Source organism: Arsenicibacter rosenii, assembly GCF_001870735.1.
Classification (GTDB): domain Bacteria; phylum Bacteroidota; class Bacteroidia; order Cytophagales; family Spirosomataceae; genus Arsenicibacter; species Arsenicibacter rosenii.
Genome location: NZ_MORL01000001.1, coordinates 370,834 through 397,050 on the forward strand (window position 1 = coordinate 370,834; position 26,217 = coordinate 397,050).

Consider the following 26,217-nt stretch of genomic DNA (forward strand, 5'->3'; position numbering starts at 1 on the left):
TCTTATGAAATGCACTGATAAAAGGTGCATTTTGATCAATTCTTTATTGTGTTGTCATTTTTTTTGCGTCCGCTGAGCGTCCTGTATGGTTTTGTTACTGATGTTCGTAATATTAGTTACGACAAAAACTGGCAAAGGTCACAGGTCCCCCAACAAAAAATAATCAGTGTCGGTAACCTGACAGTAGGGGGTACTGGCAAGACCCCTATGGTCGAATATTTGCTGGCGTATTTCGCGGGCCGGCGACCTGCCGGAACAATCGCAACCCTCAGCCGGGGCTATGGCCGGTTAACAAAGGGCTTCCGGATCGCTACGGAGGCCGATACGGCAGAAACCATAGGCGATGAGCCGTTGCAGGTATACCGGAAGTTTGGCAGGGAGGTGTGTATTACTGTGGGTGAAAAACGGGTTGCTGCCCTGGCGCGGCTGGCGGTTCTCCGGCCGGCTATCGACCTGGTTATACTGGACGATGCCTATCAGCACCGGCCCGTCAGACCCCATCTTTCGGTGCTGCTGATGGACTTTAACCGGCCGTTTTACCTCGACCACCCGTTTCCGGCCGGCCGGCTGCGGGAGCGGCGGCACGGGGCCAGGCGGGCCGATATGATTGTTGTCACAAAATGCCCGGATGATCTGCCCGTGACGAAACAGGAGGCCATTGTCCGGCATATCCGGCAATACAGCCGAGCCGGAACCCCCGTTTTTTTTGCGGGCCTGACGTATCAGACACCCAACGCGTTTTCAGAACAAAATACCGGACCAATGCCGCCAAGAGTCATTCTGGTGACCGGCATTGCGCAGGCCGGTCCGCTGGAGGCATATGTGAAGGCGCAGTATACCATGCTCCGGCATGAGCGGTTCGGCGACCATCACCGCTATTCGCGGGCTGACCTTGACCGGATCATCGCGGATTTATCCGGTGATGTTGCTTTGCTGACGACCGAGAAAGACCAGGTAAAACTGGCAGCATTGTTTACTGAGGAAGAGCAACAACGGCTACCGCTTTTTTACCTGCCGATCGGGGTGAAATTTTTGTCGGGAGACGATGAATTCGGGAAAATACTGGACCGGACGATGAACTGAATAATAATAAATCAAGCATCTTACCGGAAGAACCCGGATATTTGCACCGCCAATTAATAAAATTGAGCGGAAAACGACTCCGCCATACACGCTAATGTCTCAAAAAGTAGTACTTGCCTTTAGTGGAGGTCTGGATACCTCGTTTTGTGTCAAATATTTGTCTGAAGACCGGGGCATGGAAGTTTATTCTGTGCTGGTTGACACAGGTGGTTTCTCGGACGCCGAACTGAAAGCCATCGAAGAGCGGGCTTATTCGCTCGGCGTGAAAAAGCACGTAACTATGGCTAAAACGGACGACTATTACCAGCAATGTCTGAAATTTCTGGTTTACGGGAACGTCCTGAAAAATAATACCTATCCGTTGTCGGTAAGTGCCGAGCGGATTTTCCAGGCGATTGCGGCCGCTGAGTATGCCCGCGAAATCGGGGCGTCGGCCATTGCGCACGGCAGCACCGGTGCGGGTAACGACCAGGTACGCTTCGATATGGCGTTCCGGATCATTGCACCGGATGCCGAAATCATTACCCCGATCCGTGACCTGCGGTTGTCCCGTGAGGCTGAAATTGAATACCTGAAGGCCAAAGGCGTTGATCAGGAGTGGCATAAAGCGGCTTACTCGATCAACAAGGGATTGTGGGGAACATCGGTCGGTGGTCGGGAGACGCTTACGTCAAACGGATACTTGCCGGAAGCAGCCTGGCCAACCCAGGTAACGGAAACGGAGCCGAAAACCATTACCCTGGACTTTGAAAAAGGGGAGCTGGTTGGTGTTGCCGGCGAGACCTTCGGGAATCCGGTTGACGCGATCCGCAAACTGACGGCACTGGCCGGCCCGTATGGCATCGGCCGTGATATTCACGTCGGTGATACAATTATCGGGATTAAAGGTCGTGTGGGTTTCGAAGCACCGGCTCCGCTGATTATCATCAAAGCGCATCACACGCTGGAAAAACACGTGCTGACGAAGTGGCAGATGTACTGGAAAGATCAGATGGCAAACTGGTACGGTACCATGCTGCATGAAGGCCAGTTTATGGACCCTGTCATGCGCAACATCGAAACCTTCCTGTCGGATACGCAGAACCATGTGACGGGTAAGGTGCACGTACAACTGGCGCCGTACCGCTTCACCGTGCTGGGTATTGAGTCGGCATACGATCTGATGTCGTCTGTATTCGGCAGCTATGGCGAAATGAATAATGCATGGACGGGCGACGACGTTCGGGGCTTCTCGAAAGTAATGTCGAACCAGGTCATGATTTACGAAAAAATCAAAAATCAATAAGAGAGAAACAGCGGAAGAAAGGCAGAGAGGTAGCCGGGCAAAGGGGTAAATGAATACGAAACCGTTTGGTTCACCAGTTTTTCCTGCAGGCGCCTGTCTGCCTTTTCTCCCTGTTTCGCGTCTCCTTTATGCCGAATGTAGTGCTGGACATAAGCCCGCTGGGATTGAGTTTTTATCACCGGCATGCCCGCACAGGGGTCAGCAGAGTGTTAGAAGAGCTGTTTCTGGGATTATACCAACATCCGGAAGTCCGTTTATCCCTGGCTGCGCCGACGAATCTGAGTGAATCCATCCGATATGCGGAAAAGGCTATTCCAGGACAGCCGCTGCCATTTGTTAATCCGTCGCTGGAGCAACATTTGGCGGGTATAGAAAATACACTGCTCCGTCCGTTCAGCCCGCAAAGTGCCTTCTCTAAAGCCATCCGGCAAGCGGGTTTCCGGTTACGAAACATACTGAATCGTGAGCGTTCCCGGTTTGATGTGGCGGCCTTTCCGCCGGATCCGGTTTACCACTCGGTATTCTTTCCCCTGCCCGACGAAGTCCGGCAGGCCCCGACCGTGCACAAGGTCGTCACGATCCATGATATGATCCCGTTGCTGCATCCGGAGTGGTTTAAGCAATCCGAAAATACGGTCCGGCAGACCATCGCATCGATTCCGGCAGACGGACAGGTCATTACCGTTTCTCAGGCAACGAAAAATGATTTTTGTACCTATACCGGTTTTGATCCCGGTCGGGTAACGCCGATTCTGCTGGCGGCCTCCCCCGACTTGTTTTACCGGGAGCAGGACCAGCAAAAGATCGCAGCCGTCCGGAAGCAGTTTGATCTTGGAGACCAGCCTTATCTGTTAAGCGTGGCCACCCTGGAGCCCCGGAAAAACATCGATCACCTGATCCGTTGTTTTGTACGGCTGATCCGAAGCGGCGAACTTACCGACGGAACAAAACTGGTCCTTGTAGGAACGAAAGGCTGGCTGTTTGATACCATTTTGCGTGAACTCGGGCGTAATGAACAAATCCGCTCAAGGGTAATCGTGACCGGTTTTGTGCCCGACGAAAACATGGCTGCGTTGTACAGCGGTGCCCTGGTGTTCGTGTATCCGTCGTTATACGAAGGGTTTGGCCTGCCCCCGCTCGAAGCCATGCAGTGTGGCTTACCGGTCATTACCTCCAACGTATCGTCGTTGCCCGAAGTGGTCGGCGATGCCGCCATTCAGGTGGACCCAACTGATGCGGATGCGTTGTGCCAGGCGATACTGACGGTGGTCAATGAGGCAGATTTGCGGCAACAGATGTCTGCCAGGGCGGTCGCTCGGGCAAAATTGTTTTCCCGGAACCGGTTTGTTCAGGAACACATTGAGTTGTATAAACGTATTGCATAAGCAGTACTACCACTATGAAAATTAACATTGGCATTATTGGCGGAGCCGGATATACCGGAGGCGAATTACTCCGCATTCTGATTAATCACCCGCACGCCAACATCGCGTTTGTGCACAGCAAAAGCCAGGCCGGCAAACCAGTGTATGCTACCCATACCGACTTGCTGGGTGATACGGACCTTCGTTTTTCCGGCGATGATACCGCCGGACTACTGGCACAGGAAGGGCTGGATGTCATTTTTCTGTGCTCGGGCCACGGCGAATCGGCAAAGTTTCTGGCGGCGCATGAACTGTCGGAAAATCTGAATGTCATTGACCTCAGCACCGATTTCCGGGATGAATCAGATGACTTTATTTATGGCTTGCCGGAGTTACAGCGCGAACGGATTCAGGAAGCCTATAAAGTGGCTAATCCGGGGTGCTTTGCAACCTGTATTCAGCTGGCTCTGTTGCCGTTAGCCGCAGCCGGTAAACTGACGGACGACGTGCATGTCAGCGCCGTAACCGGTTCTACCGGGGCGGGTCAGGCGCTGAGTGCCACAACTCATTTTACGTGGCGGAACAACAACGTGTCGATTTATAAAGCCTTTACGCATCAGCACCTGAAGGAAATCGGACAAAGCCTGAAAAGCCTGCAGCCGGATTTCGGTCATGCCATTCAGTTTATTCCGTATCGTGGCGACTTCACGCGGGGAATCATGGCCAACGTGTATACACCCTTTGCCGGAACGCTGGAAGAGGCTCAGGCCATGTTTGACGCCTACTATGCCAGCCATCCGTTTACGCACCGCAGCGCGACACCGGTCGACGTGAAGCAGGTTGTCAATACGAACAAGTGCCTGATTCACCTGGAAAAGCACGACGATCAGCTATTGATTACGAGTGTGATCGACAACCTGACAAAAGGGGCATCGGGTCAGGCGGTTCAGAATATGAACCTGATCTTTGGATTACCGGAAGATACGGGACTCCGGCTGAAACCGGTAGCCTTCTAATACCCGTACCAGTCTCCCCACCACTTCTGCAGATTCCGCAGAATCTCGGCTTCGCGGGCATTGTGGCCGGGCTCATAGAGCTTATGGCCACGAAGCTCGTCGGGCATGAGGTTCTGTTCGGTAAAATTCCCTTCATAATTGTGGGCATACTGATAAGCCTGCCCGTAACCGATTTCCTTCATCAGCTTCGTCGGAGCATTGCGTAAGTGTAGCGGAACCGGTAGGTGGCTGGTTTTTTCGGCCAGTGCGAGTGCTTCATCGATGGCGAGGTAACTGGCGTTACTTTTCGGCGAGGTCGCCAGATAAACCACTACCTGGGAGAGAATAATTCTGGACTCCGGATACCCGATGACCCGAACGGCCTGCATGGCATTCTGGGCCATGATCAGCGCGGTCGGGTTGGCATTACCAATATCTTCAGAAGCCAGAATCAGCATACGGCGGGCAATAAAGACAGGGTCTTCGCCGGCCTGCAACATGCGGGCCATCCAGTAAAGGGCCGCATTCGGATCGGAGCCGCGCATGGATTTAATAAACGCTGAAATAATGTCGTAGTGCTGTTCGCCCGACTTATCATACCGGGCAATATTCTGCTGGGCAACAGATGTAACAAGGTCGTCGGAGATGACCAGTTCATCGGCGTTGACGTGATTGGTCACCACCAGCTCAAGCAGATTCAGCAACTTACGGCCATCACCGCCCGACAGGCGCAGCAATGCATCGTAAGACTCAACCCGAACCGGGCGCGACCGCAGATACTCGTCCTGATTCAGGGCACGATTTACCAGCAGAATCAGCTCGTCACGGCTTAACGGTTCCAGCACATAGACCTGGCAACGGGAGAGGAGAGCGGAGTTCACCTCAAAGGACGGGTTTTCGGTAGTAGCTCCGATCAGCGTGATTTGTCCCTTCTCCACGGCTCCCAGCAATGCATCCTGCTGGCTTTTGTTAAAGCGGTGAATCTCATCGATGAACACGACCGGCGGGAAAAAACCAAACGATTTGCCCAGGATCTCACGCACATCTTTTACCCCCGCGTTAATGGCGCTCAGCGAAACAAACGGGCGTTTTACGGCTTCGGCCAGTAGCAGCGCCAGGGTAGTTTTACCGACGCCCGGCGGTCCCCACAAAATCATCGACGGTAACCGGCCGGCATCAACGGCCCGCCGCAGCGCTCCTTTGGGTCCAATTAATTTTTGCTGACCGATGACGTCATCCAGGGTTCGGGGACGGACACGTTCGGGTAGGGGTGTTGTTTCACTATTCATACAGCGAAATTACCCCATCCGGCGGCACTGAGCAACCCGTAGCCTATTTTCGTCGTTGCAGGGCAGCTTCATAGGCGGCCAGCAACTGACGGGCTACAATATTAATGTCGTATTTTTCTTTGATCAGGCGATAGGCATTCCGGCGCAGTTCGTCCCGCCGTCCGGCAGACTGGAGCATGTTGATCAGCCCTTTGTGGACGCCCTCTACGTTGAGATCGACCAGCTCGGCCGCGTCATAGGCCCGCAGTGATTCGCCAAAACCAACGCGGTCCGACAGCAAGGAGGGTGTACCGGAGGCCAGGGCTTCCAGACAGGCCATCGAGAACCCTTCTGAATAGGAGGGAAGGGCAAAAATGTCGGCATCGGCAAGGGCGGCCCGCTTGGTTTCACCGGTGAGCATACCCACCAGTTTCATACTCCCCGACAGGTTGTTTTGCTCAATAAATGCGCGGGTCTCCTGTTCGTAGCCGTCGTCTGAACCGGCAATGGCCAGAAAGGCATCGTCGTGTTCCTGCGCGTAGGCTTTAAACGCCGGCAGCAGGATATCGAGGCCTTTTTTGAGGTTGAGGCGGCTCATAAACAAAACCAGTTTTTTCCCGTCAGGGATGTTGAACTGCCGGCGAAAGGTGCCTTTTGCCGGTGCGTTGGCAAAGTCGTCCACATTAATGCCGTTCGGAATGACCACGACGTTCGGGTGCTGAAAGCCAAGGTATTCTGCCAGGTTCGCTTTCTCGTCGGTATTATTGATCTGCACCACATCGGCGCGCCGGACGTATGCTTTCTGGGCCAGCGTATCCATGATCCGTTTTTTCCAGTAGCTGCGGGCATACACCCATTTATCGAGCAGGCCGTGGGTAGTGATGGCTTTGATCACCGTTTTGTCCACCATAAACGGGGCAATGCTGCCGAAGTGCCAGAGCCCGTGGCAGTGCACCACATCATATTCGTGAATATGCTGCTGCAGGTACTGGTAAAGCTCAACGGAAAACTCACGGAAAAAACGACTGATGACCGGGGTACGCTTACACAGAATCAGGCGTGCTCCCTCGGGGACCGGATAGGGTTTTTCATTGGGTGAGATCGGGCTGAGAATGTCAACCTGGTGGCCCAGGGCCAACGCTACTTTGGTGTGATCGTAGATGATTTTCGGCGGTCCGCCAATTTCCCAGGAATAAGCGCAAATATCCAGAATCCGCATGCGAATGGTTTATGTTTAGCGTCTTGTACGGTGAATGGTTAAAAAGCCTTCGAGCATCTCACGGGCCACGGCTCCGGCCGAATAGGGCCGGATCATCTCCTGTGCAACCGCGCCCATTGCCGCCTGATCGACCTCCCCGGTCATGAAACGATGCATGACGCCGGCCAGTTGCGGGGTTTGCCCGGGATCGATGACAAAACCATTCTGCTGATCCCTGACCAGATCCACGACGCAGCCGCAACGGTCGGAAACGATCACCGGCATGCCGCAGACCATGGCCTCGTTGACAACCAGCCCCCATGGTTCCGACAGACTGGGTAACACCAGCACATCCGCCAGCGCCAGTATATCCGGAACCTTGTACCAGGCACGACCGGGCAACGATGTGACCGCATCCGCCACGTTGAGTTCCCTGGCCCGTTGCTGAATAGCCCCGCTCATCGGCCCCTCGCCGAGCAGGATGAGTCCCCAGTCCGGGTTGGTTTGCCGGACAGAGGCGAAGGCCTCGACCAGCCGGATCAGGTTTTTTACCTCAATCAACCGGCCTACAAAAATGAAGTTATGCGGCTTTAAACCCAATGCCTGCTGTTGCCCGGTACGGGTTTGCCGGGCCCGTGTCCAGGCTTCCAGCAGGGCATCGTTATCGACAGCATTTTTTTTGAGTAATATCTGAGAGGGCTTTACCCCCGACGAAGTCAGGTAGTCAGCCGAAAGCGTTCCGAAGCAGAAAAAGCCGTCGCAAAGCCGGAAAATGGCTTTTTTAAGGCGTTCCTTCAGCCCCCCGCGTGTGTGGTCGGCGGCAGTGCTTTCGTTTTGCATGATCACCTTTATGCCGGTTAGCTTAGCATAGAGCAATAAGGCGAGCTGAGCCGGATCGTAATAGCCGGTCAGATTGAGCACATCCGGCTGGTAAGACCGGATGTGTTGCAGTAAGGCTTTCGTACGCTGCTTTACGGTTGTATCTTCGATAAAGGCGTCAAACAGTAATTCGTACCGGTAATGGTACACCGGCGTATCGGGGTCGCTGGTTTCGAGACCTTTGCGTGATTTCTCGTTCCGTGCAATCTGGAGTACCTTCACCTCGACATCCGGGTAGGTTCGGGCCAGCCGGTCGACCTCCTGAAAAACCTTTGCCTTGTAATGAGCCCAAAGCAGATTATGTACGATCAGTATCTTCATGAACGAAGGCTACGAGGCCGCGGTTTCATCATCGGTTGCAGAGAGAGCCGACGGCACGGCATAGCCATTGTAATCGACCGATGGCGGATTATTCCAGAGCCGGACAGGGAACAGCGATTCGATGCCGATAAAGCGGATCATGAGTCCTAACGGATACCAGAAAGATTGCTCATACGGCCTTCCGTTGGTAAATAACTGAACGAATATCAGGATATAAAAATAGGCCAGGAACGTCGACAGCGGGTTCGGATTGTTTTTCATAACCCTGAAACAGTAGTACAGAATCAGAATATTCATGCCACCGAACAAGACCAGTCCGGGAATACCGTGGTTTACCCAGGCTTCCATAACCGGCACATCGAGGTACAGAAATTTATAGCCGTTTCCGAAAATGAGCATTTCCATGTGCCCGACAACCACATTGGAAAAGAAATTGGCACTCACCGCACGGTTGGCTGCCGAGGCGTCGAGCGCCGCTTTGTAGGCAGCTCCTGATGACTGTAGCCCAAGCAGGGCATAGACATTCTCCAGGTTGCGCTCCATGAAGCTTACGGCATATCCGTACAGGATACCATAAACATCATTGTATTTGCGGACAAACATGGAAAAGGCAAAGAACATCAGGAAAATCGTAATCAGGGAGAACGGGTGCCGCAAGCCGCGGATGGCCGATTTAATCTGAGCGGGCCGCACGTTAAAGAACAGAAACAGGCCCACCACAATCGCCAGGGCGACAATGCTGGAGCGCGTCTGGGTCATGATCAGAATAGCGATACTGAATGCGCCGGTAAAGAGGGTGGCAATCCGCATCAGGGGACCGGTTTGGGAGCGGAAAGCCCAGACACCGCAGGCGACCACACACATGAGGGCATTCCGGGCAAAAATGTGTGGGTTCCCCATCCGTTCGCCGGTATCCGTTGTCCCGTAGTTGATCGCTGCCCGCTGCCCGATGCTCCAGGTCGGGTCGGTGACCATGGCATAAAGCAGCGCCAGGTTGGAAATAAACGTGAACAGGATGATTACCGGGATGGCTACTTCAATGATGTCGTTCGGGACATTGAGCAACAACAGGATGAATACCAGCGAAAAGGCGAAATAGGTCAGGTCGGTTGCATAGCCCTTAAACCCGGGTTCGCCGTTGAAGTAAAACATGTAAAATATGCAGAGTATGATAAACCAGATTGCCATCCAGAAGAGCAGAATATTTGGGGTATACAGCCTTCTGAGAAAGGTAAACGGAATCATCAGCACAAAGCCAAGCCCCTGAAAGGCAGCCGTAAACGCCTGGCTGTTTGGTGCCAGGTGTACAGTTTCTTTCAGGAACGTAATTAACGGCGGACCGTCGACAACCATGCAGATGCCGAGGACAATCCGCATAAGATCAAGTTTTTGTATGAGCCGGAACATGGGTAGTCATTTATATTATCCGTTAGTGATACGGTTGGCTTTTCGAATCTGCATCCGGTGACGGACATAGTCCAGATCACCGCGAAGGGCAAAATAAGCGAGCTGGCGGAAAGGCGCATACCGCCGCCAGAATGCTTCGGGTAACCAGCTGCGAAGGTACGGCTGATATTTCTCTTTTACCCGCTGGTGTTCCTGAACACCCACGGTTTGGGCAATGGTTGATGACTTGGCATCGGGCTGGACACGGAACCCGCCCCAAAAATCAGCTACGTGCTGAAACCGGATGCCGGGCAGCACGCCGAGGCGGGCGATGATCTCGTAGTCGATCACAAACCGCAGGCTTTCATCGAGTAACCCGTGGTTGGTTAAAACCTCCCGGCGGATAAACATCGACTGGTTGTAAACCTGCATGCCGCTGTAAATCTGGCAGGCTGGAATGAACGGAAGCGCCCGTTTTTCTTCGATAACGAAATCTGCTTCGTCGATGGTGTACATGTCGCCATAAAACACATCGGTTTCCGGGTTTTTCTGCCAGGCCTTTCCGACGTTAATGAGCGCATTCGGAGCAAAGATGTCGTCTGAGTTCTGAAACGCGACATAGTCGCCGGTAGCACGCCGGAAGCCTTTATTGATGGCATCTGTCTGGCCTTTATCTTTTTCACTGACCCAGCCGGCAAGCCAGGGTTCATATTTCCGGATAATGTCCAGACTCCCGTCCGTCGAGCCGCCATCAATGATAAAATACTCCAGGTTCGGGTATTGTTGATTCAGTACGCTCAGAATCGTCCGCTCGAGGTAGTGGGCCTGGTTATAAGAAGGCGTCACTACGGTGAGTTTAGGCCATTGTCCGTTTATCGTTTGCGGCTGAGCCACAAACGGTTTGGTTACGAACGTTTGCAGGAAGGGGTCAGTCGGTGAAATCACTTGGTTAGCTCCTTATACACATCAAATGTTTGCTGGGCGGTTTTCTCACAGGAAAACAGTTTAAGCCGCTCGGTTCCTTTACGGGTCAGTGTAGCCCGCAGTTCACTGTCTGAAAGGATGCGTTCAATGGCATAGGCCATCGACTCGTCATTTTCGGGGTCGAAATAAATGGCAGCATCCGCGCCGACTTCGGGCAGTGAACTCCGGTCGCTGAGTACATTCGGGCAGCCTCCGCTGAAGGCTTCCAGCACCGGAATACCAAACCCTTCGTTCAGCGACGGAAAGACAAACGCCGTTGCATGCTGATAGAGGCCGAACAGGGCCGTATCAGTAATCGGGCGATAATGGACACGGCTGCCCAGGCGTGCTGAATGAAACAGTTCGTTTTCCTGTTTGCTGAACGCGCCCCCGCCGGCACAAACCAGATGCATATCCGGATATTTCTGCAGCACCGGCTGAATCGCCCGGAAAAAACCGTCAAAGTTTTTGTACAGCCCGCGCTTACCCACGTAGAGCAGATACGAAAACGGCAGCGGATCAAACGGACGGGCAGGCTTGAAGTGACTGAACGAAGATCCTAGGTGAATGACTTTGATTTTTTCGGGTTTCACATCGAAAAACCGCAGGATTTCCTGTTTTGAGTACTCCGATACCGCAATGATGCAGTCGGCCCGTGGCAGGAGCACTTTTTTGACCTCAGTCATATGCTCCCCGACTTCAGGGTATTGTTTGGCATACCGTTCACTGGTAGCGTCATGAAACGTAATAACAAATGGCTTGCCGTCGAGGTGATTCAGGAAATATTTATGGTAGTAGGTCGGATGGAACACATCGAACCCGTTGGTTTTGAGCCGTTGCACACTGTATAACCGGTTGAGGGCCGATGCGACCTGATTAACCTGCTGTAAATGTGCCCACCGACGAAACCGGAAATGGCGGCTAAAGGCCGACTGATCGAGGTATTCGTTATTGGAAAACTTCAGTGAAAGTTCAAAATCTATGTCATTGCGCCGGGCAAATGACTTCATCAGTTCGTAAAAATAGCGGGTAACACCACCATAAGCCATACCCGTAAACGACTGATGGTCATATAATACCTTCATGCAGTGAAACGTCCTGTTTGTATTTTTCGTAGAAAACTACCGCAAAAGTAGCGTATTTACTAGCCATATTCAAGAAGGACTTACTTACTGGCGATCCTGCTCACCGGAGAACCGGAATCGGCATGGTGTCGATAAAGGCAGTTAGTTTCCGAAGGGAGTCAACGGCACCTTTCCGCCAGCCCCGCAGAATAAGCGGTTCCGGTTGCCGGCCATACACGGGAATGCCGGTCAGGGCCGGTTGTCTGTTTACCTGAAGCTGTTGGTTATAGGAGGTCATGAGCTGCTGAATATCAGGCCGTTTACCGACAAATAGCCGGTTCTGGTAAGGGAAGAAACCTTCATCCGGATTGGTAAGTCCTTTAAAGTTGGCAAAGAACAGCGGCCCTTGCCCGTTTACCTGCCATTGGCCCGAATGGAGCTGTAATTGCCGGTTGTGCAGATTCCATAGACCCGCGTGCCAGGTTGGTTGGTGTATGATCCGGACACCGTCAAAAAAAGCAGGAATGTGCATCAGCCAGATTTGATCCGTGCATAACCCCTCACAGAAATTAATATGAGCCCGCGTCCGGACACGGCTATCCCACCAGGTCAGAAACCGCGTTGCTTCATCGGACCGGCGAAGTGCCAGAAAATCACTGTTGTAGAGTCCGATGTTCTGCAGGTGTTTTTCGTCGGGAAACTTACTGTCGGCCGGTGGGTTGATCAGATAGGGCGTCAACAGCAGCGTGGCGTCAGTCAGTTGGTCGCTAATGGCATCCAGTGACTGGAAAAAACAAAGATTCGGATCGGCATACACAAAGGTCGGGCGATCCGGATAGCGTTCATAGCAGGTTTGAAGAAACAGCGGTTTCAGGGCTCCCGCCATTTCTGTCGGCGTATAAGCTGCTGACAGCCCCGCCAGTTCTGCCTCAGGGAGCAGGTCTGAAGCAGGAATAACGGTAAAAGGCAGGCTGTCTGCGGCAATGCCATCAGGGAGTTTATCGGCTAGCCCGATCAGAAACAACGCTCCCGGAGTGACCTTCTGAATAGACTTGCCAAGCGTAATGGCTTGTGGTAACTGACGTGTATGACAAACTGTAAGTACGGCAAACATAGAAAAATGAGCAAAGCGAGCAAACAAACGGACCGACGTTCAGGGCGTGACCGCGTGCAGACTCATTCCAGTAAATCACCGATGGCGGCAAGGTAGGGGCTATACCAGTCGGTGGCTGCATCGGCATACCGATGGTACAACCCACGTTGCAGATCCCGCAGAACAGGGTAAATTCGCTGCAGCCGATTGGTAGACAGCGTACTTCGCATGGTATAGTGTGCAAGTTTGCGGGTAAGCTGTTGCATGGCAGGAGAATTTTCCGGAACGCGGCCGGCCAGAAACTGCCGGATTTTCTCCATCTGCATCCGTTTGAAAACGAGCGGTTCCAGTTTCTCCGCACGTGGGCGGGTAAACCGGTCACGCAGGCGCGTCCGGGGGGGTACGGGCGCGGCCCGGACACCAATCTGCTGGCTATTGTGGGTACGATACAGCTGTAACGGCTTATCGACAAACCGGATGGCATCGTATGCAGCGCCAACCAGCGAGATACAGCCGTCATAGATATATTTCGGAATATCGGTCGGAATCGGTATCAGCTTCGGGATAAAGCCGTGCCGGATTACGGTCGCGCAGCCCATCATACGGGGCCCGTCGAGGAGCACTTCCATAGCTTCACCGTTTTTCCACTGTTGCTGAGCTTCTTCATCGAAGCGGACGCGTAGCCAGAACAGTTCGTGCAGATTATTTAGCTCATCATCAGCAACAAAGGCATTGTTGAAGGCAATCTGGGCATCAGGGTTTTCAGCCATAAAGGCGGCCATGACCTCCAGTTTCTCAGGCATCCAGTAATCGTCCTGATCACAAATAAAGACCAGGTCACGGGTACAGCGGCCAAGAACCTGTTCAAAGTTTTTATTGAAGCCAAGCTGAACCGGATTCCGGAAAATATGAACCTCGAAAGGAGCGGTAGCCTTGTACTGATACAGCAAGTCAATTGTGCCATCGGTTGATCCATCGTCACAAATGACAACTTCGTTGGGTAGAAGAGTTTGTTTTAAGATACTGTCCCACTGAGCGGGCAGAAAAGCTGCCCCGTTGTAGGTGCATAAAGCAATTGAAATACCTGGCGATTTACGCTGATTCATCAGTTACAAGTCAAATTACGTAGCCATAACGGGCAAAAATTGATTGCCAATAGCCAGTCCCATGAATATCCCAGGCATGACAGCCAAACGGCAAATCGCCCTGGTTGTAGTTAGTGATTGCCCGCTGCGGGTAAAATTCAACCGCGAACCGAAGGGCTGTACGAAAATCCGGGATCTTTAACCGGGGCCAGTATCGGTTTACCTCAATACCCCAGAAGGCATCTTCATTAAATTGATAAAGGGTACTACGTTCGTACTGCTTTATTTTTTTATTAAAGATACGTAAACACGCCAGAAAAGCAGAAATCCGCCGCAGGGAGAAGCCCCCGTTACCAACGCTGTTAAGACTCGTAATCTCACGCGGTGTAATACCGTCTTCTTTTTTTAAATCGAAAAGAACGGCAATACGTTTCTTCAGATTGAAGATAAACTCATCAGTAAAGCTGTAAAAGTCCCGGTCCCTGAGCCATGGAGCCCCAATGTAATCGAACCCCTGATTACACCAGTAAAGAAGTTCGTCCTTGAAGACAAAGGCATCCAACTGATGAATCAGCATATACTCAAAACCGGAAAAGGCACTGTAGAACTCCTCCGAAAGCATCAGGCGGTTGTAGGCCTGAATACCGGTAAAGAAATGAGCCGGAAACGGAACAGCGTCAAGAGTAGGAGCTATGGCCTCGTAGGCAGTCAGATCCAGAGATTCAGGATGTACCAGTTTAATCGGAAAGTGACCTAAAACCTTAATACATTGCGTTAACGAAATAGACTCATGCGGGGAAGGAACCGCTTTATAGACCGGAATGACGATACAAACTGTTTGTTTCCCGTTTTTTTTCATACTAGCTTGGGCTCAGCCAGTCGGTTAACGACGGCTTCCTGCACCCACTCAAATGGCATGTCCGCGCAGGGATGCCCTAGTTGGTTTAAAATTGTTACGCCATCTCCATGCTGGTAACGCCCTGAATATGGCATGTAATCAACAAAATCGAACAGCTGTCCCAACATGATGATACCATCGGTTCCACCGGCATTGGCCATGTGTGCCGGTCCGCTATCGATGCCAATGAACAAACGGGCCCGACGAATCACCTCGGCGGTTTCCAGTAAGCTCAGTTGACCGCACAAATTTATAAAACGCGGATCATTAAGTTGCACGATTGGCGTTAAACCTACTTCGATGACAGTATTAGGGTAGGTAGCCAGCATCCACCGCACCAGTTTATTCCAGTTGTCCGGTTGCCAGTCACGGGGCGCATGACTGGACTGGCAGTGAATCACAATCGCATCCTTGGGTATATTCAACCGGCTGATTTTGGCCTGCACGTTTGTTGGGATATGCATAACCGGCTGATCGTCAAGAGCAGGAAGTCCGGCTGCAAGCGAGAATGAGTGCAGCAGATTACCGTGGAAATAATAATTCGAATAGTTAATATGCAGCTTTTCGGCCACCGGATTTACGGGATCTTCGATGCAGTATTTGCACTTCCGGTGCGATAAATGCATGTTGAAAACATGGTCGAAAACGCCTGAATTAATGAGTTTGACGCGTTCGCCGGGACATTTTTCGATTAAATGGCCATTCAGATCAGGGTGGTATTTAACCAGATCCACGTATGCCTGCCGGACAAACCAGATCAGCCAGGCATCCGGATAGCGGCGGCGTACTTCACGGATTACTGGCTCGCAGGCAATAATATCACCCATTTGTTCGGAAAGAACAATAGCAATAATCGGGCGGCCCTGCAATGTTGCTTTTAAACTGCGGAGTTGGGTATACTTGCGCCAGAATGAAAAATACGTCCCGATAATATGGGTGTATTTATTGTATCGGTGAATCCAGAGTGCTTTGGTGCGTGGCCATGCAAACATAGCTAGTTCCTTTTTTCTAATAGAGTGATGAGTCTGTTCAGCGGTGCTTTCAGCGCCTTCCGCACACGTTTGTACCGTGGTACAGCCGGTGGTTTGATATAGACACATGGATAATGACTGTACGTGTCATTCGCATTGGCCAGTAACTGATCCCGGTAATAGAGAAAAAGCGGGAAGGCGTCGGGCCGGTTGCGCGGATCGGTACTGTCGAATGTATACCGTGTCTGATACTTAGAGACCTCATTGGGCTTGTAAGGGTTGTATCCGCTGTAATGAAAAAATAAGAGCGGATAGTTACCGTTTACCATCCACTGATCATCCTGTTTACTGAAAAAGCGTTCGTGTAAGTTCCAGTAGGCTACGTTATAGCCGGGATTTTTGTCAATGTAAACGGATTGGTAATAGGCAGGAGCAAAATTCACCCAGTGCTGGTCTACAAATAAACCGGCACAGAGATCAATCCGGCATTCGTACGTTAGCCGCTCTTTCCACCAGTTGACAAAGGCCTGCGATTCGGCATCTTTCCGCAACCCGACAAAACCAAGATTAAAAATGCCGGTATTCAGGTGGTGTAACTCATTAGGCCGTTCCCAATCGGGGGTAGGTGAGCAGGTGTGTGGGGTAACAACAATGCTGTAACTGGCCAGCCGTTCCTGTAGTTCGGTCAGAGGCTGGAAGACAATAATGTCCGGATCAAAATAAATGATCTCGGTCATCTCCGGTTTGCTGGCGTAGAAATAGTCGATGAAGAACGGTTTAACGGCGGTATTCAGCTCGGTAATGTCGTACCGGTCACACATGGCCTGAAAGTCAGGAATGTTGATCTTCGCCACTTCCAGCATCGGGTAGGGGGGGCGTAAGGCATCGGGCAGATTGGCTGCCGACAAATCATCAACCAGCCCGATAATATATTCCCAATCGGGATTGGTCGCAAGCAGGGAGTCACCAAGTGTCCGCGCCTGGGCCAGGTAATTCACCGAACATATCGTAAATGCAAGCGTCATGCCAATAAAAAAACAGTCCGGACGGCCAGTGGCAATCGTCTGTTTATGTGGTTTTGTATGAAAAATAGCGCTTCAACTCATTGATTGGTTTTTCAAAAAGAAACCAGGAAGCCGAAGCAAGAACAAACAGGACACTAAAACTGAAAAGCCGGTGCGTCCAGAATCCAAAAGGCGGCAAGGTAATGAACCGGTTCATGATACGGATGGCCAACGGTACCAGATAACCTGGAACGATCATATGGAATACATAGATACCGTAGCTGATTCTTCCGATATATTGCAGTGCAGCGTTGTTAAAGACAGCTCCTGTAAGTCCGCGAAAGCCGATACTAGCCTGTACTACCAGGAATAAAGATACAACTGAAATTACGAATCGTTGAAATAAAACGACTAAAAAATGATCATTGGGTAAAAACTGAAAACCTATAAACGCAAGAAAGGCAATGATAGTAAAAAATGTCAACTTGCCAAGAAAAAATGGTATCCATTGCGGTTTATCAACAATCAGCCAGGCCCATAAAGCGCCTAACCCGAACGAATCGACGTTGGCAGGGGTCAATACACCATCCAGATCGCCGGTCAGGTAGCCGAACCCCCGGAAGGCGATTCCCAGAACAACCATGCCTGTAATCACCCATTGCAGCGAAGCCCTTGGTGTCAGAAAAACAATCCACGGCCAAACCAGATACAACTGCTCTTCGACCCCAAGAGTCCAGAACGGGGAGAGGAGGTCTGACCAGTTGCCGGTTTTATGCAGCAGAATGTTATAGCCATAGAGATAATAATATAACGGATGTTGGTCTACGTCAGTCGCTTCCGGAATCAGGGCCCAGACGAGTGAAATGACCAGGTAGTATAACGGGAAAATCCGCAGCGCACGGCGAATGAAAAACTTGCGGTAGGTTTCGCCGAGGGAGACCCGCCCGTCGAGCCAGCGGTTCCGGTTATCGAGCAGAATTCTGGTAATCAGAAATCCGCTGATGACAAAAAAGATCATTACCCCGATGGTGCCGTTCGGGACATAGTAATTGAAGCCACGGTCGGTCGGAAACCAGTGGTAGATTACCACCAGCAGCACGGCGAAGGTTCGCAGGGCATCCAGCTGTGGCATATGTCCGGTAGGTAATCGCATAGCGGTGTAAAAAAACAGGGTATAGCGTTAGGCTAACTCCCCGATTAGGTGTAACAATACGGCGACACTCTGATTGGCAGGATGTCGTTGTAAAACTTTTACCCGGAGCTGTTTACCGAACTCCGTGCGCGTTTTGTCATCATCGGCCAGCCAGGCAACGGAATCGGCCATGGCTTCGATATCCAGATAAGGGACAACCACCCCGCCATCGCGCTCAACCAGTTCCGGCGATCCCCCGGCACCTTCGAAACAGAGTACCGGAACCTGGCTGAGTCCGGCTTCCAGGACAACCAGCGGGTAGGGGTCCTCGCGGGAAGTCAGGGCCAGCATATGAAACCCTGCCATGTAGCGGAGGACCTCCGGGGTTGGTTCGACAAAATGGACAATATCGGTCAGCCCCGCTTTTTGTACATCCAGCCAGAGATCATCCCGATAGCCGCCGGGTTTCATCCCGACCCAGACGAAATGAACCGGGCGTTTGACCGGGCGCCGGCTTACCAGCCGGGCCAGCGTTACAAACAGATCGTTCCCTTTGCGCCATTCGGCCAGCCCGCATCCGCCAACCACAATCGCGTCAGCAGGAATGCCCAGCGCTGGCAGCGGGGTTGGCTGGTGACGCGCCTGTTCGACCTGCTGCTGAAGCGATGGTGTATCGATCAGCGTAAAGAGGGTGATCCGTTTCGGGTCAACGTGAAGCCGGTCCACGTAATAGGACGCTGTTGCTTTTGAAACCGCCAGCAAATGATCCGTATGGTCCAGCAGATAAGTCAGCTCGCCGGGTTTGGTATACATGCTGACAGACATTGCCAGTTCATGGGCGAACGTAATGACAGGAATTTTTTTGGCCCTGCCAGGCAGTACGTCACCAAGACCTAACGCATAGAACCACCGGCTGCTGCTTACGGTATTAACCAGAATAAGGTCGGTCTTATCCAGATGCAGGGATTGCCGCAGATGAGCCTGTTGCCGCTGCTGCTGTTGCCGGAACATAGAGTCCCATAAACCGATTTTACCTAAAACTTTATCAACGAGCGGATTGACGACATGCTGATCGCTGTTGGCCGGCCAGACTGTCACGGAAGCGACCTGCTGGTACTCTTCCAGTAAAGGACCACCGGTACCGAGCAATAAATGCATCTGTATGCCTTCCTGTTTCAGCAAACGCATCAGTTGCAGTAAGACAAGCTGGGCACCAGCACGATTGGCATCGTGGCCAATGAGTAAAATCGTTTTCAGTGTACAGGTAGGTTATCCCGGTAAAAAATGCTGACATGCAGGACACAGTGTCCTGATTAATAGGTTTCGTAACTTGGTTTCGGGAGTTTTTTGGCTGGATTGCCAATGTAAACACCCCACTCATCCGTATTTTTATAAATCGCTGAGGCCATGCCTACCAGCGTACCCTGAGCAATATGTGTGTAGTCGCGGATGGTACTGTTGACGCCGAAAAAGGAATAGGACTCGACAACACAATGGCCCGAGAGAACGACCTGCGATGTAAAGAAAACGTGATCTTTGATCTGACCGTGGTGCCCGATGTGGTTACCACTCCAGAGGACCACATTGTTACCGATGGTCGTAAACGGCTGAATCGTGTTATCCTCCAGAATAAAGCAGTTGTCACCGATTTCATTCCCGAACATCGTTACTTTCGAACTAATGTAGGAGATGAATTCATACCCTTTGGCCTTGGCTTCGAGGTAAACTTTTTCGCGGTTCCGGTTCATGTTCCGGGCCGTCATGGGTGCAAAAAACTTGTATTCCCGGGGGGGGAACAGGTTTTCAACATCTTCAAAGGCAACAAGCGGAAGCCCCTTAAATGAGGTTACTTCGTTAAGGTACTCACGGTTTACGGTGAAGGCCGCTACCTCGTGCTCTGAATCGTGCGTCAGGTAAAAATGGGCTAATTCAGCCGTATCAAGTACACCAAAAATGACAACTTTAGCCATGATCTAATCGTGAATGGTACAGAACCGGGAATGCAGCCGGCCGTACCCGTTTGGTTATAGTAAATCGTACTCGCCGAGCATCCGCCGGATACTGTCAACATCGTTATTCATCAGAATATCGAGCATCGACAGCCATGGCATAAACTCTGTGCGGTTTAGCTGCGGATAGACCACCTTACGCGCCTGCATAAAGCTAAGCCGGATCGACTCCTGCGAAAAGCGGTCTTTATCATACAGCTCCATGCCTCCGATCGGGTTGATGTAGTGCGATGCTTTTTCCTGCAGGCAAATGTCCAGAATACGGTCCTGTGCTTTCAGGTGGTCGTTCTGATAGATGGCTGACGAAGGAACGAGTTCGGTCGTGATCCCGAGATACTGGTTCAGCTCCAGAAGCCCGGGATAAATCAGCTCAGCAATGGTACCGGCCGTAAAGTTGATGATTTTTTCGAGCATCGGGAATACCGTTCCGTAATAGGGGGCTTTCCGGTAGCTCTGTTCAATGGTTTTTAGCAGCTTTCCACGCCATTTCGGGTCACTGCTCAGGGCAATTTCGTTAATTTTTTTATTCTGACTGGCATCCTTCAGCGGAATGGTAAACATAAATTCCTGCCCATTGACCAGCATTCGGTTACGATTAATCCATCCCCGGTTGATAAAGGCAACATCGTCAAACAGGACAAACTTGTCGACTGCATGCATGAGTTGCATATACCCGATATACGGGAGGAAATAAGGCTGCATGATGGCTAGTTTCACCGGCGTATTACTTTAATTTTCGCAGATAATAGTCTTCCCCGGGAACAACGATGCCATTGGCTTCGGTCATGGTTGTGTCGGTACCGAGCCGGATATCACCCGGGCGGGGTTTGATCACACTTTTGGCAAAAAAGAGATAATCTGCCTCTTTCGGGATGGGTTGAACCCCACGCTCAAACGGGTTAATGGCAATCAGGCGGCGGGTAAGGTCCTTCCCGTATAGCGGATACTCGTAATCATCATTGATCGTACCGAGGGCCACCGTTGCCTGTTCAGGCACAAGTTCATCAAAGCGTTTATAGGGCCGGTAAATGTCAGGTCGCCCGAGGGTGAGCACCCGCATCCGGTCAGCATTGAAGACAGACGGGATATCGCGCCCGTCCGGGGTATGCCAGTCGAACGGCAGGGCACGGGTATTGAAAAAGACGCACAACAGCGCTGAAATACAGCCGCCCACCAACACCATACCGACATAACCTTTCCACAACCACCGGCCGGGACGATCAACGGACAGGCTGGTATTGCTGAAAAGCAGGGCCAGCATCGGAATGCCGAATAAGCCGGTTTCGATAAAATAACGGCCCTTGAAGGGGTCATACGGGGCCGAATAGGATAGAGCGGCGAAATGCAGCAGCAAGGCAATGCCGAGGTAAGCATGCGGCGTTGAACGTGCTACCGGAACGCCGATAATACCTGAAAGAACCAGAAGCAGGATCGGGAAAATAAGGCCGAAGCCGATGATGCCCCAATACGGATTCGCGTTGTAGAAAATAAAGCGGCGGTCAAAGGAAAACGGCTGGATCGAAAAATCGGTTTCTTCGTCGAGGCGCATGCGGAGTTTATCCTCCAGAAAAACCAGTGGTTTCCGCATCTCATGATTCAGCACTACGCCGGCTTCAACGTTCCGGATGCCATCCAGATTAATGTGATCATACCCATACCGGACAACGTTCCGTGATCCCTGTTCAAACAGATTGCGTAATGATCCTGCCCGTTCTACCGACTGGTGTTTCAGTGCCGTTGGCGGGCCAATCGGATGCCCGAACACTTCAATGTTTTTCAGATAGCCCGTCGGGAATGTCCAGAAACACATGGCAATAACAATGGCAATGCCGAGGCGAAATGTCCGGCCCAGGAAAATACGGAAACCCGGTGCCAGAAAAACCGTGTAAACCATAATGACAAACACAGAGGGCAGGAGCAGGGCAAAGGTAATTTTATGGCCGAAAGCGATAGCGAATGCCATAGCCGTCAGGTACAGATACCGGTTATCGCCCGTTTGCCTGAACGTAAACAGCATGTATAGTACCACGCTGAGGTAGGCTGTGAGCACAATATCGGTTTCGGTAGTAATGGCCTGCATCAGGAAATCAGGCAGTAGGGCATACCCGAGCGCACACAGGAGGCTGGCCGATAAACGGCCGTTGGTAATGCGCTGTACAATGCCGAATACCGAAACGATGGCGATCCAGTAAGACAGATGATGAATGAGTTTAAACCCGTTTTCAAAATGGCCGGTAATGAGATAGCCGTAAATCTGTAACGTACAGACGCTTTTTGGGTAAGTGTCTATATTCCAGTTTGTTCCGCCGAAGTGGCGCATCGATCCCCGCTGAATGTACTGCACTACCCGGTTCAGATGACCGGTCATGCTGTCCCATTCATTAGGGGCAGTGAACAGCACCAGAATGAGGTTCATGACGGCGATAATGCCGAGGGTGACAAACAGGATTCCGAAAATTACCTTCGCAAACGTGTTGAGCGCCCGGTACCAGCGGATGAGCTGCCGGCGTCGTTCTCTGATGAGTAAAGTCGGGGAGAAAGGCGTGTGTTTTTTATCGGGGCTGCTGTTGACAACCAGATAATGTAAACCGCGTCCGAAGAGGGTAGCGGTAATAAAGACCGCAATAGCCCATACCGGTGTATGCGCTGTCTGATAAAGGGCCGATAAAACAAAACCCGTGAAAATGACACTTCCTGCAAACAGCAGAAAGGAGGTAATGATCCATTCGCTCAGCGAACGGCGGGTAATGCGCGAGGCAAGATACCCGACATAGGCTACGAACAGAACAAAAGTCAGCAGATAGATAACTGTCATGAATGATGGCCAAAGGCAAAGGCAGTAATCGGGAGGCTAAACGAATGCTGGATCGCCGGCGACGCTGCCTATTGCTTACTGTCTAATGCCAGATTTGATTGCGTAACGGTATTGATGATACTACAGATCCGCTGAACGTCGGCTTCTTCCAGTCCCGGATACAGAGGCAGACATAGTGCCCGTAAGGCAATGTCTTCAGAAACGGGGCAGGATTGCTTGTCAACTATGTAAGGCAGCGTGTTCAGCGAAGGGTAGAAGTAACGGCGCGGGAAAATTTCTTCCTTGTTCAGCGCTTCCCGTACCTCCAGCAGCAAAGCTTCCGACTCCAGAACCACCGGATAGTAGGCATAGTTATACCCGACGGCCGGATGCAGGGCGGGCCGCGTCATGAGGCTAAAATCAAGGGTATCGCTATAGAGCTCCGATACCTGTTTGCGCGCAGCGATGAGCTCTGGTACTTTTGGCAGCACACAAAGCCCCATAGCTGCATGAATCTCTGAATTTTTGGCGTTGATACCGATGCTGTAATAGTCGTCGTAACGGTGGCCAAAGCTGCGGTACAGGTGCAGTTTCTCCGCCATTTCGTCGTTATCTGTAACAATACATCCGCCCTCGGCCGTATGAAAGACCTTGGTAGCATGAAAGCTACAGGTGGCCAGATCGCCATAGCTCATCAGCGCCTTGCCGTTGTAGGTAGCGCCGAAGGTATGGGCGGCATCGTAGATAACCTTCAGGTTATATTGTTCCGCAATTTCCTGAATGCGTTCAATCTGACAAGCGTTACCGTACACATGTGTTGCCAGAATAGCCTGGGTTTTCTCCGTAATCAGCGGAATGATTTTTTCCGGATCAATGGAGTAATCTTCTGGCCGGACATCCGCGAAAACAGGGGTACAGTTCTCCCACATGATAGCCGTTGTGGTAGCGCAATAAGAGAATGGCGTTGTGATTACCTCACCGGTTATGTTCAGCGCTTTGAGGGCCATCTGGAGCACAACGGTTCCGTTGGTGCAAAACTTCACGTGTTTTACACCAAGAAACTCGCTCAGCTTTGCTTCGAGCTCGCGGGCGAGCGGGCCATCATTGGTTAATTGCGTCCGTTCCCAGATACCCTTGAGGTACCCGGTAAACTCGTCTAAGTCGGGGAGATAAGACTTCGTAACGTTAATCATATTGCGTAAATGCGTCAATAGCGCAAAGGCTCAGCGGCCTTTGCTCACTTTATGGGTACACCTTGCTCCAGGGATTGCATAACAAACGGGAATTGAGGGCGTACATAGCCCGGCCATTTGCCATACCAGGCAATGCCTTCCCGATAATCTTCGATGTCAAAAGTAATTCCCTCCTCCATATTGAACAAGGGGGTTACGGTATCTTTTACGATCATGACGGAAATCGTATACGATCCGTCATTCAGGAAATAACCGGGGATTTCACACTCGCCGGCCAGCAATCCCTTGCTATAACTTTTCGACTGGGTTCCAACGTTGAAAATGCACTCGCCGGTCAGCGAGTTCAGGTGGAGGCTGAGGTTCAGGTTAGCCTGTTCCATCATGTTCCAGAACTCAAAACGAACGCGCATGGGTGTCCGGACGTCGATATGGGTTTGCCCCTCGCGCATGTCCGGTACCAGTTCAATCCGGCGGATCCGGACTTTATCGTTGCCTGGTGCTTCTTCGGGGGTATCCCACTGCCGCACCAGTTTGGTCTTCGACACTTTGCTGAGGTAGTTGCCGATTACCTGATTGGTTTCGCCGTCTTCCAGCAACCGCCCTTTTTCAAAATACAGGGCTTTGTTGCAAAGGGCCTGTACGGCGGTCAGGTTATGACTCACAAACAGAATTGTCCGGCCGCTGGCCGAGTTATCCCGCATTTTACCGAGACTCTTTTTCTGGAATTCGGCATCACCGACGGCCAGTACCTCATCCACAATCATAATCTCCGGATCGAGGTGGGCCGAGATGGCAAAACCGAGCCGGACATACATCCCCGACGAATAGCGTTTTACAGGGGTATCCAGAAACTTTTCGACACCGGCAAAATCAACAATGGCGTCGAATTGCTTTTTAATCTCAGAACGGCTCATGCCAAGCAGCGAACCATTGAGGAAAATATTTTCCCGCCCTGTCAGTTCCGGGTGAAAGCCGGTCCCGACTTCGAGGAGACTGGCAACACGCCCTTTAATCCGGACGGAGCCGCTGGTTGGTTCGATAATTTTACTCAGGATTTTCAGGAGTGTCGATTTGCCGGCGCCATTATGGCCGACGATACCTACCCGGTCGCCTTGCTGAATGCTGAAACTTACGTCTTGCAACGCCCAGAATTCTTCATGCTCCAGCCCGCTGTCAGTGGTTTCTTTTTTCCGGCCGAACAGGCTTTTTACATTCTCCGCCAGCATATCACGGAGGGTTGTGCCGCCTTTGCCTTTTTTATGGTCAATAATGTAGCGTTTACTAATATTGTCGACAGTGATTACAGACATGAGCTCCTAGATATCGTCTACAAACGTATTCTCTCGCTTCCGGAAGAAGGTCAGTGAGAATGACAAAAATAACACAATTGTAATGATTGAGGTGAGCAGGCTTTGCGGGTTGAAATACGCCTGTTCGCCCAGCAGCGCCCAGCGGAAGCCGTCGATGATCCCTACCATCGGGTTATACCAGTAAATGGGTGCCCACCAATCCTGTGAATCGGCTACCAGACGGCTGCTGTACGCAATCGGGCATACGTAAAAGCCGACCTGTACGATAAACGGAATCAACTGGGCTATATCCCGGAAACGCACGTTGACAACGGCAAAAAACAACCCGAACGCAAACGAAGCCAGCAGGGCCAGCAGGATAAAGGCCGGCAGCAGCAGAATGTGCCAGTCGGGGGTAAACTTATACCAGATGGCGATGACAATGTAAAGACCGAGCGAAACCAGAAAGTCAATGAAGCTCACGGCAATGGAGCTCATGGGCATAATCAGCCGCGGGAAATAGACTTTCGTGACCAGGTTTGAGTTCAGGGTGACGCTGTTGCTGATCTGTGTGAATGACGTGGAAAAGAAGGTCCAGACAGTAATGCCAGCCAGTACCATCAGCGGATAGGGTACACCCGGATCGGCCGGTAGCTTGGCGATTTTACTGAAGACAAACACCATGATCAGCATGGTGGTCAGCGGGCGGATGAGCCCCCAGGCAGTGCCCAAAGCCGTTTGTTTGTAACGAACCGACACATCGCGCATCGAGAGAATGTAAAGCAGCTCCCGGTTACGCCATAAGTCACGCCAGTAATGCCGTTCTGCCCGGCCTGGTTTTATAAGTACTTCCTCGGATTTCATGATTAGTGGTTGCCTGTTCGCAAAAGTTGGTCAGCAGTGAACAAACTGTTTACCACTGACCAACCTATGCAAACGTACG

General features: G+C 51.6%; 23 protein-coding genes. 4 read left to right on the top strand and 19 right to left on the bottom strand.

The window, feature by feature from the left end; translation table 11 throughout:
* Positions 1–48: 48 nt before the first annotated feature.
* From lpxK to argC, 4 genes are all read left to right on the top strand, one after another.
* Positions 49–1,083 (top strand): tetraacyldisaccharide 4'-kinase, encoded by a 1,035-nt coding sequence (gene lpxK / locus BLX24_RS01320; protein ID WP_229201668.1) that lies wholly within the window; start codon positions 49–51, stop codon positions 1,081–1,083.
* A gap of 94 nt (positions 1,084–1,177) precedes the next feature.
* Entirely contained in the window at positions 1,178–2,368 is a 1,191-nt protein-coding gene (gene argG, locus BLX24_RS01325) for an argininosuccinate synthase (protein ID WP_071501272.1), read from the top strand.
* A 65-nt stretch (positions 2,369–2,433) separates the two neighbouring features.
* Complete coding sequence (locus BLX24_RS01330) at positions 2,434–3,753, top strand: glycosyltransferase family 4 protein (RefSeq protein ID WP_229201669.1); 1,320 nt, start codon at positions 2,434–2,436, stop codon at positions 3,751–3,753.
* Between the two features lie 14 nt (positions 3,754–3,767).
* Positions 3,768–4,748, top strand: coding sequence for an N-acetyl-gamma-glutamyl-phosphate reductase (gene argC / locus BLX24_RS01335; RefSeq protein WP_071501274.1), 981 nt, complete (start codon positions 3,768–3,770; stop codon positions 4,746–4,748).
* On the opposite strand, the gene BLX24_RS01340 is transcribed toward argC, so the two are convergent.
* The 19 genes from BLX24_RS01340 to BLX24_RS01430 form a co-directional block, all read right to left on the bottom strand.
* The gene (locus tag BLX24_RS01340; RefSeq protein WP_071501275.1) at positions 4,745–6,016 is read right to left on the bottom strand and encodes a replication-associated recombination protein A; all 1,272 of its coding nucleotides are present in this window, start codon (positions 6,014–6,016) and stop codon (positions 4,745–4,747) included. The genes argC and BLX24_RS01340 overlap by 4 nt on opposite strands.
* A 43-nt stretch (positions 6,017–6,059) precedes the next feature.
* A complete protein-coding gene (locus BLX24_RS01345) occupies positions 6,060–7,214 on the bottom strand; it encodes a glycosyltransferase (RefSeq protein ID WP_071501276.1) in 1,155 nt (384 codons plus the stop codon).
* Positions 7,215–7,229: 15 nt separating this feature from the next.
* Complete coding sequence (locus tag BLX24_RS01350; RefSeq protein WP_071501277.1) at positions 7,230–8,393, bottom strand: glycosyltransferase family 4 protein; 1,164 nt, start codon at positions 8,391–8,393, stop codon at positions 7,230–7,232.
* A 9-nt stretch (positions 8,394–8,402) separates the two neighbouring features.
* Complete coding sequence (locus BLX24_RS01355) at positions 8,403–9,770, bottom strand: O-antigen ligase family protein (protein ID WP_177225752.1); 1,368 nt, start codon at positions 9,768–9,770, stop codon at positions 8,403–8,405.
* Between the two features lie 45 nt (positions 9,771–9,815).
* The gene (locus tag BLX24_RS01360; RefSeq protein WP_229201670.1) at positions 9,816–10,724 is read right to left on the bottom strand and encodes a glycosyltransferase family 2 protein; all 909 of its coding nucleotides are present in this window, start codon (positions 10,722–10,724) and stop codon (positions 9,816–9,818) included.
* Positions 10,721–11,827 (bottom strand): glycosyltransferase family 4 protein, encoded by a 1,107-nt coding sequence (locus BLX24_RS01365; RefSeq protein ID WP_071501279.1) that lies wholly within the window; start codon positions 11,825–11,827, stop codon positions 10,721–10,723. The genes BLX24_RS01360 and BLX24_RS01365 overlap by 4 nt, the downstream gene beginning before the upstream one ends.
* 100 nt (positions 11,828–11,927) lie before the next feature.
* The gene (locus BLX24_RS01370) at positions 11,928–12,920 is read right to left on the bottom strand and encodes a hypothetical protein (protein ID WP_071501280.1); all 993 of its coding nucleotides are present in this window, start codon (positions 12,918–12,920) and stop codon (positions 11,928–11,930) included.
* A gap of 62 nt (positions 12,921–12,982) precedes the next feature.
* On the bottom strand, positions 12,983–14,005 hold the full coding sequence (locus BLX24_RS01375; protein ID WP_083421744.1) for a glycosyltransferase: 1,023 nt from the start codon (positions 14,003–14,005) through the stop codon (positions 12,983–12,985).
* 10 nt (positions 14,006–14,015) lie between these two features.
* Entirely contained in the window at positions 14,016–14,843 is an 828-nt protein-coding gene (locus BLX24_RS01380; RefSeq protein WP_071501281.1) for a DUF5672 family protein, read from the bottom strand.
* A complete protein-coding gene (locus tag BLX24_RS01385) occupies positions 14,840–15,874 on the bottom strand; it encodes a glycosyltransferase family 9 protein (RefSeq protein WP_071501282.1) in 1,035 nt (344 codons plus the stop codon). Before BLX24_RS01385 ends, BLX24_RS01380 begins: the two co-directional genes overlap by 4 nt.
* A gap of 2 nt (positions 15,875–15,876) precedes the next feature.
* Positions 15,877–16,878: a glycosyltransferase family protein gene (locus BLX24_RS01390; RefSeq protein WP_071501283.1), complete on the bottom strand. Its 1,002-nt coding sequence runs from the start codon at positions 16,876–16,878 to the stop codon at positions 15,877–15,879.
* A 43-nt stretch (positions 16,879–16,921) separates the two neighbouring features.
* Positions 16,922–18,010, bottom strand: a complete 1,089-nt coding sequence (locus tag BLX24_RS01395; RefSeq protein ID WP_229201671.1) for an acyltransferase family protein — start codon at positions 18,008–18,010, stop codon at positions 16,922–16,924.
* A gap of 27 nt (positions 18,011–18,037) precedes the next feature.
* On the bottom strand, positions 18,038–19,246 hold the full coding sequence (locus tag BLX24_RS01400) for a glycosyltransferase family 4 protein (protein WP_071501285.1): 1,209 nt from the start codon (positions 19,244–19,246) through the stop codon (positions 18,038–18,040).
* A gap of 56 nt (positions 19,247–19,302) precedes the next feature.
* Complete coding sequence (locus BLX24_RS01405) at positions 19,303–19,959, bottom strand: acetyltransferase (RefSeq protein ID WP_071501286.1); 657 nt, start codon at positions 19,957–19,959, stop codon at positions 19,303–19,305.
* Between the two features lie 54 nt (positions 19,960–20,013).
* On the bottom strand, positions 20,014–20,715 hold the full coding sequence (locus BLX24_RS01410; protein WP_071501287.1) for a WbqC family protein: 702 nt from the start codon (positions 20,713–20,715) through the stop codon (positions 20,014–20,016).
* Between the two features lie 7 nt (positions 20,716–20,722).
* On the bottom strand, positions 20,723–22,813 hold the full coding sequence (locus BLX24_RS01415; protein WP_071501288.1) for an ArnT family glycosyltransferase: 2,091 nt from the start codon (positions 22,811–22,813) through the stop codon (positions 20,723–20,725).
* Positions 22,814–22,881: 68 nt separating this feature from the next.
* Positions 22,882–23,985 (bottom strand): DegT/DnrJ/EryC1/StrS family aminotransferase, encoded by a 1,104-nt coding sequence (locus tag BLX24_RS01420; RefSeq protein WP_071501289.1) that lies wholly within the window; start codon positions 23,983–23,985, stop codon positions 22,882–22,884.
* Between the two features lie 44 nt (positions 23,986–24,029).
* Positions 24,030–25,295 (bottom strand): ABC transporter ATP-binding protein, encoded by a 1,266-nt coding sequence (locus BLX24_RS01425; protein WP_071501290.1) that lies wholly within the window; start codon positions 25,293–25,295, stop codon positions 24,030–24,032.
* A gap of 6 nt (positions 25,296–25,301) precedes the next feature.
* Complete coding sequence (locus BLX24_RS01430) at positions 25,302–26,138, bottom strand: ABC transporter permease (protein WP_071501291.1); 837 nt, start codon at positions 26,136–26,138, stop codon at positions 25,302–25,304.
* Between the last annotated feature and the right edge of the window lie 79 nt (positions 26,139–26,217).